Genomic DNA, 14369 nt, shown 5'->3' with positions numbered 1-14369 from the left:
GCGGGAGTGTCCGCGGCATGGATGCCGCGGCCAAGCCCCCATGGGTGAGGGCGCTTTGCTTGCGAAGCACTGCTTCGCAAGCGCCCGAACGCACAGCCGCCAGCGGCTGGGCCGGCCTGGGGGTTTACGGCGTCTCCCGCAGCCGGACCCAACCCGCCACCTCACGGAATGCACGCTGTTGCTGTTGCTGTTGCTTTGGCCTCGGCGGGTGCAGGGCGCAGCCCTGCCAAACCCCTACCCCTTGGCCATTGCCTGCCACCACTGCGACAGCAGCTCCGGCCTGCGCAGGCGCTCGCGCCACCACCGCAGTGCCGCGCCGTCCTCGCCGGTGCGCCAGGCCAGCCAGAACGTTTCCTCCGGCTTGTGTTCCTCCACCTCGCGGATCACCAGTTGGCCACGCGCCACTGCAGCGCGCGCGCACGGCTCGGGCAGGAAGCCGAAGCCCACACCTTCGCATTGCAGCTTCAGTTTGCTGGCCATGTCAGGCACGGTCAGCATCTCCTGCCCCATCAACAGGCCCACCGTGCGCGGCAGCAACCGCCGCGCCGAATCAGAAACGGCGATCGCGCAGTGCTCGACCAGCTGCTCGCGACCGAGCACGCCCGGCACCTTGGCCAACGGATGATCCGGTGCGACCGCGAACACGAACTCCACCGTGCCCAGCGGCTCGACCACGTAACCACCGCCACTGGGCCCCTCGCCCGGCGCCCCGACCAGCAGGTCGGCGCGGCGGTCCAGCAGGGCCTCCCAGGTGCCGGACAAGGCCTCGCCGATCAGCCGCAGCCGGGTCGGCGCCTCCGCCTCACGAAACGCGGCGATGTCCGGGCCCAGCAGCCAGGTCGGGAACACCGAGTCCACCGCCAGGGTCAGTTCGGTCTCCCAGCCCGACGCCACCCGGCGCACCCGCAGCTCCAGCTCGCGGGCCGCACGCAGGAGATGCCGACCCTCGTCCAGCAGGGCGCGTCCGGCCTCGGTCGGTTCGGCACGCGGGCCGACCCGGTCGAACAGCTGAACGCCGAGGTCCTCCTCCAGCTTGGCCACGGTGTAGGAAATGGTCGAGGGCACCTTGTGCAGGGCCTTGCCGGCGCCAGCAAAGGAGCCGCGGCGGTCGATGGCATCCAGGATCTGCAGGGCATCGAGGCTGAGCTTGAGCATTCGAATTTTTCGATGATGGCCGTCAAAACTATCCGTTTTTCAAACCCCGGGCGCAAGCAGATACTTCTCTCCAACGGGGAAACACGGCAACTACCGCCTCACCCCGCCCCATCGAAACCATCGAACAAGGAGATTCCATCATGCTGCAGATCCGCAAGAGCGCTACCCGTGGCCTGGCCGAGCATGGCTGGCTGTCCTCGCGCCATACCTTCTCCTTCGCCAACTACTACGACCCCCGCTACGTCAGCTTCGGCCCGCTGCGGGTGATCAACGAAGACAAGGTGATCGGCGGCCAGGGCTTCGGCACCCATAGCCACAGCAACATGGAGATCGTTTCCTATGTGCTGGGCGGCGCGCTGGAGCACAAGGACTCGATGGGCACCGGCTCGGTGCTGCGCTACGGCGACGTGCAGCGCATGAGTGCCGGCAGTGGTGTCAGCCACAGCGAATTCAACCACTCGGCCGACGAGACCGTGCACTTCCTGCAGATCTGGATCTTCCCGGACCGCGAGAACATCACGCCGTCCTACGAGGAGACCCACTTCGCCCCGGAGACCAAGCGCGGCCAGCTGCGCCTGATCGCTTCGCCGGACGGTGCCGACGGTTCGCTGCGCATCCACCAGGATGCCCGCATCTTCGCCACCATCCTCGATGGCGGCCAGAAGCTGCACCACGCGCTCGGCAATGGCCGTGGTGCCTATGTGCAGGTTGCCCGAGGCCAGCTGCAGGTCAATGGCATCACCCTGGAAGCCGGTGATGCACTGCAGGTCAGCGACGAAGCGCAGCTGACCCTGGAAAACGGCAACGACGCCGAAGTGCTGGTGTTCGACCTGCCGCTGTAACCACAACGCCCGCGATGCCGCAAAGCATCGCGGGCGCATTTCCGTAGAGCCGAGCCCACGCTCGGCTGCGGTGTGACAGCCAGCCGAGCGCGGGCTCGGCTCTACAGGACCCGCGTCAGAACCTGTACGTCATCGCCAGCCGCACATTGCGCGGCTCACCCCAGGTGTAGGTGCTGTACCAGCTGAAGATCGTGTAGTAGCGCTTGTCCAGCAGGTTGTTGACGTTGAGCGTGGCCGACAGGCGATCACTGAATTCATAACGCGCCATCGCATCCAGCAACCAATACGGTTGGGTGCGATGTACCACCTTGGCCTGCGTGGCCGGGTTGGTGATCTCGCCGAAGGTGGAATCCTGTCGTGCGGTGCGACGCGCCGCGCGGGCTCAGCCGCCGATGGCGGCGCAGGCCTCCAGGATCAGCGCGGTCACTTCCTTCGGCTGCGAGGCCAGCGAGGCATGGCTGGCATCCAGCTCCAGCAATCGCTTGGGCTGGATGCGCGTGGCCATGGCCTTCTGGTTGTCCGGCGCGATCATGCGGTCCTGGCGGGACAGCTGGTACCAGCTCGGCTTGTGCTTCCAGGCCGGATCGCTGACCGCATCACCGAAGGTGCTCGCCAACGGCGCCTTCTGGGTCACCGCCATCACCCGGCCCTCGTCGGCGCTCAGGTCCTGGCAGAAGCTCTCATGGAACCTGTCCGCACGCAGCCACAGGTAGCCATCGCTGTCGGGTGCCAGGTTCGGCGCTGCCTCCGGCAGGTGCTGCTGGGTGATGCCACCGGGGCTCTCGCCGGCATCAGGCGCGAAGGCAGCGATGTAGACCAGGCCCTTCACGTTGGGCTCGCTACCGGCCTGGCTGATCACCGCGCCGCCGTAGGAGTGGCCGACCAGCAGCACCGGCCCGTCGATCTGCCGGATCATTTTCCGGGTGCGTCCTGCGTCGTCGGCCAGCGAGGTAAGCGGCAGTTCCACCGCCTGCACGCGGTCGTGGCCGTTGCGATGCAGTTCCAGGATCACCTTGGCCCAATGTGCGGCCCCGCCCCAGAATCCATGGACAAGGAGGATGGTCGGTGTCGTGCTCATGTACAGGTCTCCGGCAGCGGCCGGCGGGATGCCGACTGTGCAGCCACTGTCCGTGCGTGGCGTTAATCGCTGGTGACGCAATCGGGTCACTGCAATCGTATGCGTCGTTTGATGTCGTGCATGGCACTTGCCGACCTGGCCTGATAACGATTTCATGGAGCTCTCCCGGAGCTTCGCATCGCGCATGACGCCTTCATCCCCACGTGCCCAGCAGCACGCCACCCGTGCCGCCTTCTTCATTCCCGGCTTCGCCACCGCCGCGTGGGCGCCGATGGTGCCCTACGCAAAGGCCAAGGCCGGGCTGTCCGACGCCAGTCTCGGCGCCGTGCTGCTGTGCCTCGGGCTGGGTTCGTTGCTGGCGATGCCACTGGCAGGTGCGCTGACCGGGCGACTGGGATGCCGTCGGGTGATGGTGATCACCTGCGCGATGATGCTGGGCGCCCTGCCCTTGCTGGTGCTGGCACCCTCGCCCGTGGCGCTGGGCGCAGCGCTGTTCGTGTTCGGCGCCGGCGTCGGTGCATTGGATTGCGCGATGAACATGCAGGCCGTGGCGGTCGAGCGCGACGCCGGACGCGCGATGATGTCCGGCTTCCACGCCTTCTACAGCATCGGTGGATTCGTCGGCGCCGGCTGCATGACCGGGCTGCTGATCCTCGGCACGCCGCTGTGGCTGGCCGCGCTGCTTTCGGTGGCCGCGCTGCTGCTGGTTGCCGTGCTGTCGGCACCGCACTGGCGTCCGCAACGGATCCTGCACGAAGGCCCGCTATTGGCGCTGCCGCACGGCGTGGTCCTGTTCATCGGCGTGCTGGCCTTCGTGGTGTTCCTTGCCGAGGGCTCAATGCTGGACTGGAGTGCGGTGTTCCTGGCGGAAGTGCGGCAGGTACCGCGCGACCAGGCCGGGGCCGGCTTTGCGTTGTTCACCCTGGCGATGACCGCGATGCGCCTGTTCGGCGACGGCATCGTCGAGCGCCTCGGCCGGACCCGCACGCTGGTCATCGGCGGCATCACCGCTGCGGCGGGCTTCACCCTGGCCACGCTGGTGCCCTCGTTCCCGGTGGCGTTGGCCGGCTACGTACTGGTCGGGCTGGGCTGCGCCAACATCGTGCCGGCGCTGTTCTCGATGGCGGGCCAGCAGCGGGTGATGCCGGAGAGCATCGCCATCACCGCGGTGACCACACTGGGTTACGCCGGCATCCTCGCCGGTCCGGCAGCGATCGGCGCACTGGCGCATGCCACCAGCCTCGGTTTCGCCTTCCTGTGCGTGGCCGCGCTGCTGCTCGGCGTCGCGGCGTCTGCCCGCGCACTGGCACGACGCGTGGCCTGACAGAAAAAGGGGACGGAGGGGATTAAGTCGTTTCCCGCACACCTGGCCTGGAAACGACTTAATCCCCTCCGTCCCCTTTTCTCAGCTGCGCGCCAGCCACTCAGCCTGGGCCGGCAGCTGCGGTGCCGGGCACGCGCTCTGCGGATGGTGCTCGTCGCGCGCCATCCAGTCATCGACCACGCCCGCCAGCAGGTCCAGCCGCAGCGGCAGGGTGATGTGGTCCTCGCCGCGCATTTCGATGTAGTGCGCGCGCGGATTGGCCTGGGCCAGTTCGCGGCCCTGGCTGACCGGAATGTGCTGGTCGCCCTGCCCGTGCAGCAACAGCACGCAGGCGCGGGTATCGGCCAACGCACGCGCGACGTCCACGCGGTCCAGATCGACGTCGATGCGGCGGCTGGCGGCGGCGATCACCTGGTTGATGTCCTGGCCGCCGTAGCGCCAGCGCGCGTACGACGCCACCGCCTGCGCCTTCAGGCCTTCCGGCTGGAGCCCCATCAGGTGCGGGATCATGGTGCGGATCGCCACGCCGGCATTGGCGAACGATTCCATCGCCACCACGCCTTCGACCTGGTCACCCAGCTTGTCGGCGGTGAACACCGCCGTGGCCGCACCATAGGATACACCGAACAGGTACAGCGGCCCGGTCACTTCGCCGCGCGCGCGCAGCTCGCCGATCACATCGACCACGTCATCCGACTCATAGGTGCCATAGCCGGACGGGCCGGTGCCGGACTGGCCATGGTTGCGCAGGTCGAGCGTGACCACGCGGTAGCCGGATTCAGCCAGCTGCAGCGACCATGGCAGCATCGAATCACCGTTCATCATCCACCCATGCAGCAGCACCACGGTGCCGCGCGGCGCCTGCGCGCGGAACGGCTGCGGCACGGCCAGGCTCAGGCCGGTATCTAGCGGCAGGCCGTTCTCGTGGCGCTGCGGCAGGTAGCGGTAACGCGCGCCGTAGTCGCCCGGATCGAATACGCGCCAGAAGATCGGCACGCCATCGCGGCCCGCCGCGAAGCCATGGCGGTTGGGCAGTTCGGCGATGGCCGCGGCGATGCGCGGACGATCGAGCAGGGTCGACACGCCGCCCGGCGCGATCAGCTGATCGGCGAGTGAGGTGGACGAGGCGTTGATCGAGGATGAGCATGCGGCCAGCCACAGGCCGGCGCACGCCAGCAACAACAGCAGCAGGCGCTTCATATCACGTCATAGGGGTGAATCAGACAGATTGGGACGGTAACGCCCAATAGACCGGCCATCTATCGCGCACGGATGACGGCTTGATGACAACGCAGGAACGATTCAGTTTGGTGTAAAAGCTGTATCCGTTCAGTCATTGATCCGGATCAATGAACGCGCGCCCGGGAGTGCCCACAGTGCCGCCATGCGCATCTCGTTCAAGCTCGCCATTGCCCTGGCCGCCACGGTGGCCGCCGCCTACGGCATCGCCCGCAGCACGCCCTACTGGTTCGCACCGCGACAGACCGCGCAGGTCGACATCCACGATCCGGCGCTGATCGCGCAGGGGCGCTACCTGTCACGTGCCGCCGACTGCGCGGCCTGCCACACCGCGCCGGGCGGCAAGCCGTTCGCCGGTGGCCTGGGCATGCAGACGCCGATGGGCACGATCTATTCGACCAACATCACCCCCGATCCGGACTCCGGCATTGGTGCCTACGACTACGCCGATTTCGAACGCGCGGTCCGCCGCGGCATCCGCCACGACGGCCAGCCGCTGTATCCGGCGATGCCGTATGCCTCGTACGTGATCGCCAGCGATGCCGAGATCAAGGCGCTGTATGCCTATTTCATGGGCTCGGTGAAGCCGGTGAAGCAAAGCAACGCCGACAGCACGATTCCATGGCCGGCCAACATGCGCTGGCCTTTGGCATGGTGGCAGCTGCTGTTCGCGCGCCCGCGCAGCTTCAACCCGGATCCGTCGCTGGATGTGGGCCAGCAGCGTGGCGCTGAGCTGGTTGAGGGCCTGGCCCACTGCGGCGCCTGTCATACACCACGTGGGCCGGCGTTCCAGGAGAAGGCGATGGCCGACGATGGCAGCCGCCAGTTCCTATCCGGCTCGGTGCTGGAAGGCTGGTATGCGAAGAACCTGCGCAATGAATCGACCGGCCTGGCCAGCTGGAGCGAGGGCGAGATCGTCGACTTCCTGCGCACCGGGCGCACCGATCGATCGGCAGCCTTCGGTGGCATGGCCGACGTGGTCGAGCACAGCACGCAGTACCTGTCCGACGCTGACCTGCTGGCCATGGCGCGCTACCTGAAGCAGCTGCCGGCGCGTGAGGGACGCAGTGCGCAGTGGTCGCCTGGTACCGACACCACCACCGCCGCGCTGCGTAGTGGCGACTATCGCGTGGCCGGTTCGCTGGCCTATGCCGAGCACTGCCAGGCCTGCCACCGTGCCGACGGGCGCGGCATGCCACGCGTCTATCCGGCCCTGGCCGGCAACTCGATCGTGTTCGCCGACGACCCCAGTTCGCTGGTGCAGGTGACCCTGATCGGGGGTCGCACGCCGCATACCCCGCACGACCGCATGGCCTTCACCATGCCCGGCTTCGAGCAGCTGCCGAACGCGCAGCTGGCACAGATCCTGACCTTCATCCGCAGCAGCTGGGGCAACCAGGCCAGCGCGGTGAGCGAGGTCGAGGTGGCACGCATGCGCCGGGTGGTGCGTGACAAGCCGGTGCACTTCGTTCCGCAGGAGGCCGCACGATGAAGCGTTCGCGCAAACGTTCCCGCCTGCTGCTCGGTAGTGCGATCACCGTGGTGCTGCTGGCCGGTGCGGGCACCCTCGCCTATCGTCACCTGCACCCGGGCCTGGATGCCGCCGTAGCCAGTACGATCGATATCCTCGACGCACAGGGCAAGGTGGTCGCCCACTACCACGCGCCCAGTGCCGAGGAGATCGCCGGACTCGGCAATGCCGAATCGGTGATGCTCGGCCGGCGCATCCTCAACGAGACCGCGCGCCTGCTTCCTGACAACGTCGGCAACGATCTGAACTGCAATTCGTGCCACATGGCCGAGGGCAAGCGACCGTTCGGCAACCACTACTTCAATACCGGCGGCGGTGCCTATCCGCGTTACATGCCGCGCCCGGGCAAGGTGATCGGGCTGACCGAGCGCATCAATGGCTGCCTGCAGCGCTCGATGAACGGCAAGCCGCTGCCGAAGGACGCACCGCAGATGCGCGCGATGCTCGACTACATGGCGTGGCTGAGCAGCCCGGTGCCAGAGGGTGCAAAAGTGGCCGCGCCCAGTGAGGGCCCCATCGACAGCACGCTGACTCCGGACCCGGTCCGCGGCCAGGCGCTGTATGCCGTGCAGTGCGCCGCCTGCCATGGCGACAACGGCGAAGGCCGACGCGATGCCAGCGGCGACATCGCCTTCCCGCCGCTGTGGGGCGACCACAGCTTCAACATCGGTGCCGGCATGGCGCGCCTGTACAAGGCGGCCGGTTTCATCAAGCACAACATGCCACCGGCAGTGACCCGCGCACCGCCGCTGGGGCAGCAGGTGATGCCGGACCAGGATGCGGTGGACATCGCCGGCTATTTCATCAACCAGCCGCGGCCGGACTTCGCCAACAAGGGCAAGGACTGGCCGCGTGACCCGAAGCCCAAGGACGCACGGTACTGAAGCAGGCGGCGGGTGCCGGCCGTCGCACAACACGATTCCTGCATCGCCACGTCATGCCGATGTCATTGGCGCTGCCGACACTCCGGGGCTTCCCTGCTCTGAAGGTCCGGTCTCGATGCGAACGTCTGCGCGCTTTCCCCGTGTCTCGCTGCTTGCCCTGCTGATCGCTCCCGCACTGGACGCCCTGGCCGAAGCACCGCAGGGCGATGCCGCTGAAGCGCGCAGCAGTGAGGCCCGCACCCTCGACCAGGTGCAGGTGATCGGCCAGGCCACCAGCTATGCCAAGACTTCCGTGCGTGCGGAAACGCTGAACCGGCAGACCGTGATGAGCAGCGTCAACGACGCGCTCAACGAAGTGCCCGGCGTGGTGGTCAGCGAGGCCGATACCACCGGCTCGTCGGTGTGGGGCACGCAGATCAGCATGCGTGGCTTCGTCACCAACCGTGATACCCAGCAGATCGGCACCACCATCGACGGCCTGCCCAATGGTGGCTCGGGTTACGGCGGCGGCTCGCTGGCCAACCGCTACATCGACACCCTCGACCTGGAAACGGTGGAAGTCAGCCAGGGCACCGCCGATATCTCCTCGCGCTCGAACGAGGCCCTGGGCGGCACCCTCAACTTCCTCACCAGCGGTCCGCTGCAGGACAGCCGCTTGCGCTTCGTGGTCGGCGCCGGTGACAACGAGGCACGCAAGTACTACGTGCGCTACGACACCGGCCTGCTCGGCGGCCACACCCGCGCCTGGGTCAGTGCCTCGTCGGCGCGCGTGCATGACTGGATCGATGGCAGCGGCAAGACCAGCAATGACCACATCGCCGGCAAGTTCATCACCGAACTGGATCGCTGGACCCTGACCGGCTACCTGTCCTACAACGATGCGGACGAGCCGGAGTACACCAGCGTCTCACCGAAGGGCTTCGCGACCAATCCGGATCGCGACAACCTGGTCGGTACCCTCACCGGCATTCCCTACCTGGACCAGAACTACCGTTCCGGCTCGCGTGCGCTGCGCGAGAACACCTTCGGCTACCTGCGCGCGGCCTTCGACGGTGGCAACGGCTTCAAGGCCTCGGTGGCCGCCTACGGGCACCGCATGCAAGGCCGCGGCGACTGGCTGCCACCGTATCTGGCGCAGGTCAGCGATGACGGAGCCGGTCGCCCGGAGTCGGAATACCTCGGTGGCAAGACCGTGTACGGCGGCAGCAACCGTGGCCAGATTTTCTTCGTCAATCCCGATGGCAGTGCCGCGCAGCGCCTGGCCAGCTGCAGCCCGCGCCTGGGCTTCACCGCCGAGTACGATCCGAACTGCTACGCCGGCAACGTGCTGGGCGCGCAGTCGTATCGCCACACCCACTACGACAACGACCGCATGGGCGTTACCGCCGACGTCGAATGGCGCCAGACTTTCGGCGCAGTCGACAACACGATCCGCGGCGGCCTGTGGGTGGAGAAGCTGGACCGTTCGGCACGCCGCGACTGGCATCGCCTGCTCAACGTCGGCCAGGACATCGCCTTCGACCACCAGCCGTACTGGGTACAGTTCGAGGACAAGTACAAGGTCGACGAACAGATGTACTACGTCGAGGACGTGGCCCGCTTCGGCCCGTTCAGCGCGCGCCTCGGCGTGAAGCAGTTCTTCGTGGACCAGTCGCGCCGCCGCGTGATCGGTGCCAGCGAGCACGTCACATCCGACTCCAGGTCCGATCCGCTGCTGTCCACCGGCTTCACCTGGGCGCCCGGCGTGGAAGGCATGGAGCTGTTCGCGGGCTTCTCGCAGAACTTCGCCGCCATCCCCTCCGGCGTGCTCGGCGAGACCGACCCGCAGCGCTTCCGCAACGTCGAGCCGGAGACCGCCGACAACATTGAAATGGGCATGCGCATCAGCCGCTGGCCCCTGACCGCCTCGGTCACGCTGTACAACATCAAGTTCGACAACCGCATCGTCTACCTGCCGGCCGGCTTCGTCAGCGGCATCGACTACCTGGGCGAGACCGACGGCGTCTACGAGAACTTCGGCGGCGTGGAAAGCAACGGCCTGGAAGCGGCGTTCGGCTATGGCTGGGACAACGGCTGGCGCCTCAACGCCGCCTATACCTACAACCGCTCCAAGTACCTGGGCAGTGGCGATGCCGCGCGTGATACCCAGCTGGGCATCGTCGACGGCGCCAAGGTGATCGGCCAACCCGAACAGACCCTCGTACTCTCGGCGGACTGGCAGGGCGAGAACTGGAACTTCGGCCTGTCCGGCCGTTACCTGGGCACCCGCTACCTCGACGCCGCCAACGTCAACAAGCTGCCCTCGGCCACCGTGTTCAATGCGAACATCGGCTTCGACCTGCAGGGCCTGTCGCCGCGCCTGAAGGGCATGGGTGCCAACCTGGTGGTGAGCAACCTCACCGACAAGCGGTATCTTGCGGGGGTGGACGGCCGCGACAACGCCTTCATCGGCGCTCCGCGCACCGTCGGCATCTCCTTCCGTGTGGACCTGTGAGTGAGCCCGTGACCGATATCGGCCGACGCCGGTTGTTGCAGGCCGGCGTTGCCGCCGGCCTTTCCCCGCTGCTGCCCAGCATCGCCCGGGCCGCCGCGATCGCCCCCGCCGCGCAAACCCGCAGCCTGGAAGACCTGCAGCACATCGTGGTGTTCATGCAGGAGAACCGTTCGTTCGACCACTACTTCGGCACGCTGCCGGGTGTGCGGGGTTTCGGCGATCGCTTCGTCGCTCCGGCGCAGGCACTGCAGGCCGGCGCCCGCGCGCGCAGCCTGTGGCTGCAGCCCGATGCCAGCGGCAAGCGCGCGATTGCGCCGTTCCCGCTGGATACCGCCGCGCACTTCGGCTACATGCGCGTGGAAGGCACGCCGCACACCTGGCCGGATGCACAGCGGGCCTGGGACCACGGACGCATGGGGCAATGGCCGAAAGCCAAGCAGAACCACTCGATGGGCTACTTCCAGCGCAGCGACCTGCCCTTCCAGTTCGCCCTGGCCGATGCCTTCACCATCTGCGACGCCTACCACTGCGCGATGCAGGCCGGAACCAACCCGAACCGGGTGTTCCTGTGGACCGGCCACAACGATGCTGCCGCCCGCGCCGGCGGCCCGGTGATCGCCAACTCGCACGACAACTTCCCTGAGCACGGCGGGCATCCTGCGTCGTACCGCTGGGCCAGCTATGTCGAACGCCTGCAGAAGGCGGGGGTATCCTGGCAGATCTACCAGGACATGGCCGACAACTTCACCGACAACCCGCTGGCCGGCTTCGAGGCGTTCCGCCAGGCCTACCGCGCTGCGCCGGGGCATGACCCGCAGCTGCGCGCACGCGGGGTCAGCACGCGTGGCCTGGCGCAGCTGCGCCAGGACGTCATCGACGGACGCCTGCCGCAGGTCAGCTTCATCATCGCCGACGCGGCCGGCAGCGAGCATCCCGGCCCCTCCAGCCCGGCCCAGGGCGCGGCCTATACCGCACGCGTGCTGGATGCACTGACCGCCGATCCGCAGGTGTGGAGCCGCACCGCCCTGCTGCTGATGTTCGACGAGAACGACGGTTTCTTCGACCACATGCCACCACCGGCACCGCCTTCGCCGGTGGACGGTGGCTGGGCGGGTGCGTCCTCGGTCAGCACTGAAGGCGAGTACCACCGCCATCCGGCACCGGGAGATGAGAAGTACGACTTCGCCGAACTGCGCGGCCGCCCGTATGGACTGGGCCCGCGCGTGCCGCTGTACGTGATCTCGCCCTGGAGCCGCGGTGGCTGGGTCGATTCGCAGGTGTACGACCACACCTCGGTCATTCGACTGATCGAACGCCGCTTTGGTGTGTCCGCGCCGGACATCTCGCCGTGGCGCCGCGCGGTCTGCGGCGACCTCAGCACTGCGTTCGACTTTGCCCAGCGCGATACCCGCCCGTTCGTCCGCGGCCTGCCCGACGTGAGCGCGGTGGCCGCACGCGCCGCTGCTTTGCCGGGGCGCACCGTGCCCGCGCTGCCAGAGGGGCTGAAGCCAGCGAAACAGGAAAGCGGTGTACGCCCGGCGCGTGCCCTTCCCTATCGACCGCAGGCATCGATTGCTGCGGTCGACGTCGCGGGCGTTGACCTGGCGTTGTCCTGCGAGGGCGCAGCGGCAGTGCTGCATGTCTACGATCGGCTGCGGCTGGAGGCGGTGCCGCGCCGTTACACGCTGCTGCCGGGCATGCCGCTGCGCGAGCGTTGGCCGCTGGACGCCCAGGGCCGCTATGACCTGTGGCTGCTCGGTCCGAACGGCTTCCACCGCCACTTCCAGGGTGCGGCCAAGGCTCCTGCCGTGCAGGCTTCAATTGATCGCGCGGATGGCCAGCTGCGGCTGCACCTGCGCAATCTGGGTGACAGTGCACAGCAGGTGCGCGTGCATGGCGGCGCCTATGCAGGACACATGCCCGAACAGACATTGGCGCTGCCCGCACATGCGCAGACTTCATTGGCGTGGGATGCAACGCCTACCGCCGGCTGGTATGACCTGCGCATCAGCGCGGGTGGGAGTGTGCTGCGTTTGGCCGGCCGCGCCGAGGATGGTCGCCCCGGCACCAGTGACCCAGCGATGGGCACCGAACCGCTGCGGTTCGAGCACGATTGAAGAATCCCTGTAGTGCCGAGCCCATGCTCGGCAGCTTTCGCCCCGGTCGCATTGCCCCGAAAGAAGCAGCCGAGCGTGGGCTCGGCTCTACAGCGCAGACCGGTAGACTCAGGCCTCCTGCAGCCCCGGCCGGCCGTGCTCCACCGCGTAGCGCTTCCAGCTCTGCACGGTACCGTTCGGCCGCATCACCGTATCCAGCGTCTTCATGTCGCCGATCCACGCATCAGGGGTGACATCGCACAGCACATAGCCACGCTTGTCGGTGGTCGCCTTCAGATTGGGGCTGTGCGCAAGCTGGTTGCGGGCGTAAGCGTCCATGCCCTGGCCATCGGCCCCCGAAGTGATCGAAGTGGCAAGGAACTCGCTGGAGACCACGCCCGAATCACGATGGTCCTGCACCAGGTCGCTGGCGTAATGCCGGTGCGCGTCGCCACAGGCGGTCACCACGTTGCCGAAGCCGACCTTCTGGATGTGGTCGAGCAGGCGCCGGCGGCTGTCCAGGTAACCCGACCATTGGTCATCGGACGACTGCACCACGCCGTCCTTCTCGCGCATGTAGTTGCCCAGCGCTACCTGGTGGGCGATGGTGTGCCAACGCGGTGCGGCATCGGCCAGGCCATCGAACAGCCAGCGCTCCTGCTTCGCACCGACGATGCTGCGCTCCGGCGATTCCACGTCCTCACGCAGCGCCATGTTCACCTGCTTGCTGCGGTACTGGCGTGTGTCGAGCAGGTGCAGGTCCATCAGCGTTCCGTAGCGTGCGCGCCGGTACAGCTGCATGTGGCCATCGCGCGGGAATGCCGAACGGCGCAGCGGCATGTTCTCGTAGTAGGCCTGGAACGCCTGTGCGCGCCGCAGCAGGAACACTTCGCTGGGCGTATCGTCCTGGTCTTCGGCGCCGGCCCAGTTGTTGTCCACTTCATGGTCATCGAAAGTGACGAACCACGGTGCCGACGCATGCGCGGCCTGCAGGTCGGCATCGCTCTTGTACTGGGCGTAGCGGCGGCGGTAATCATCCAGCGTGTAGGTCTGCGGGCCGACGTGGTTGCGCAGGTTGGTGAACGGCTGGCCGTTCATCTTCCGCAGGCCAGGCTGGCTTTCACCTTCGTAGATGTAATCACCGTAGTGGAAGACGAAATCCAGCGGCTCCTCGGCGATGCGCCGCCACGCGGTGTAGTGGCCTTCTTCGTAGTGCTGGCAGCCGGCCACCACAAAGCGCACGCAATCCACCGCTGCCGCGGCTGCCGGCAGCGTGCGGGTACAACCGACTGCACTGGCGTGGCCACCCACGGTAAAGCGGTACCAGTAGGGCCGTCCGGGCGCCAATCCTTCCAGTTCCACGTGCACCGCGTGCCCGAGTTCGGGATGCGCGAGCGCCGAACCCTGGCGTACCACCTTGCGCATGCCTTCGTCCGCTGCCAGCTGCCATTCGACCACCATCGGCCGGGTCGGCATGCCACCGCCGAACACCAGCGGCTCGGTCGCCAGCCGCGTCCACAGCACCATGCCGTCGGCCGTGGGATCACCCGAGGCAACGCCCAGGGTGAAGGGCGTGCTGGCAAAGCGCGGCTTGGCCAGCAGGTTGCGCGGGTTCAGCGTGGTGGCATCGGCCTGCGCGGCCAGCGCGCGTGCCGTGCCCATCCAGGCGCCGGCAGCGGACAGGCCGGCCAGGACCAGGAATCGCCTGCGATTGATCGTCTCCACG

Annotated in this window: 10 protein-coding genes and 1 pseudogene; 6 read left to right on the top strand and 5 right to left on the bottom strand. The window is 67.4% G+C overall.

The window, feature by feature from the left end; translation table 11 throughout:
- Positions 1–234 precede the first annotated feature (234 nt).
- Complete coding sequence (locus AC5P7I_RS08135; protein WP_046429929.1) at positions 235–1155, bottom strand: LysR family transcriptional regulator; 921 nt, start codon at positions 1153–1155, stop codon at positions 235–237.
- Positions 1156–1295: 140 nt separating this feature from the next.
- On the opposite strand from AC5P7I_RS08135, the gene AC5P7I_RS08130 reads away from it, so the two are divergent.
- Complete coding sequence (locus AC5P7I_RS08130; RefSeq protein WP_014646736.1) at positions 1296–1997, top strand: pirin family protein; 702 nt, start codon at positions 1296–1298, stop codon at positions 1995–1997.
- Positions 1998–2112: 115 nt separating this feature from the next.
- On the opposite strand, the pseudogene AC5P7I_RS08125 reads toward AC5P7I_RS08130, so the two are convergent.
- Together AC5P7I_RS08125 and AC5P7I_RS08120 are read right to left on the bottom strand one after the other, a co-directional pair.
- Positions 2113–2355 (bottom strand): annotated as a pseudogene (locus AC5P7I_RS08125) (TonB-dependent receptor domain-containing protein); the annotation flags it as partial.
- 24 nt (positions 2356–2379) lie between these two features.
- A complete protein-coding gene (locus AC5P7I_RS08120; protein WP_014646735.1) occupies positions 2380–3075 on the bottom strand; it encodes an alpha/beta hydrolase in 696 nt (231 codons plus the stop codon).
- A 184-nt stretch (positions 3076–3259) separates the two neighbouring features.
- Between AC5P7I_RS08120 and AC5P7I_RS08115 the strand changes: the two genes are divergently transcribed.
- Positions 3260–4399, top strand: coding sequence for an MFS transporter (locus AC5P7I_RS08115; RefSeq protein WP_032957729.1), 1140 nt, complete (start codon positions 3260–3262; stop codon positions 4397–4399).
- Between the two features lie 81 nt (positions 4400–4480).
- Here AC5P7I_RS08115 and AC5P7I_RS08110 read toward each other — a convergent pair whose 3' ends face one another.
- Entirely contained in the window at positions 4481–5599 is a 1119-nt protein-coding gene (locus AC5P7I_RS08110; RefSeq protein ID WP_014646733.1) for an alpha/beta fold hydrolase, read from the bottom strand.
- Between the two features lie 184 nt (positions 5600–5783).
- On the opposite strand from AC5P7I_RS08110, the gene AC5P7I_RS08105 reads away from it, so the two are divergent.
- The 4 genes from AC5P7I_RS08105 (at position 5784) to AC5P7I_RS08090 (ending at position 12664) form a co-directional block, all read left to right on the top strand.
- Positions 5784–7130, top strand: a complete 1347-nt coding sequence (locus AC5P7I_RS08105) for a c-type cytochrome (protein ID WP_262087239.1) — start codon at positions 5784–5786, stop codon at positions 7128–7130.
- The gene (locus AC5P7I_RS08100) at positions 7127–8053 is read left to right on the top strand and encodes a c-type cytochrome (protein WP_014646731.1); all 927 of its coding nucleotides are present in this window, start codon (positions 7127–7129) and stop codon (positions 8051–8053) included. Before AC5P7I_RS08105 ends, AC5P7I_RS08100 begins: the two co-directional genes overlap by 4 nt.
- Positions 8054–8168: 115 nt before the next feature.
- Complete coding sequence (locus AC5P7I_RS08095; protein ID WP_262087237.1) at positions 8169–10547, top strand: TonB-dependent receptor domain-containing protein; 2379 nt, start codon at positions 8169–8171, stop codon at positions 10545–10547.
- Positions 10548–10555: 8 nt separating this feature from the next.
- Positions 10556–12664 carry a phosphocholine-specific phospholipase C gene (locus tag AC5P7I_RS08090; protein WP_069117229.1) on the top strand — a complete coding sequence of 703 codons (2109 nt, stop codon included), beginning with the start codon at positions 10556–10558 and terminating at the stop codon, positions 12662–12664.
- A 108-nt stretch (positions 12665–12772) separates the two neighbouring features.
- Here the strand turns inward: AC5P7I_RS08090 and AC5P7I_RS08085 are convergent, their stop codons facing one another.
- Complete coding sequence (locus AC5P7I_RS08085; protein WP_262087235.1) at positions 12773–14368, bottom strand: alkaline phosphatase D family protein; 1596 nt, start codon at positions 14366–14368, stop codon at positions 12773–12775.
- Between the last annotated feature and the right edge of the window lies 1 nt (position 14369).

Source organism: Stenotrophomonas sp. YJH_SMC_138, from assembly GCF_059369855.1.
This window is presented reverse-complemented; position numbering and strand designations above follow the sequence as displayed.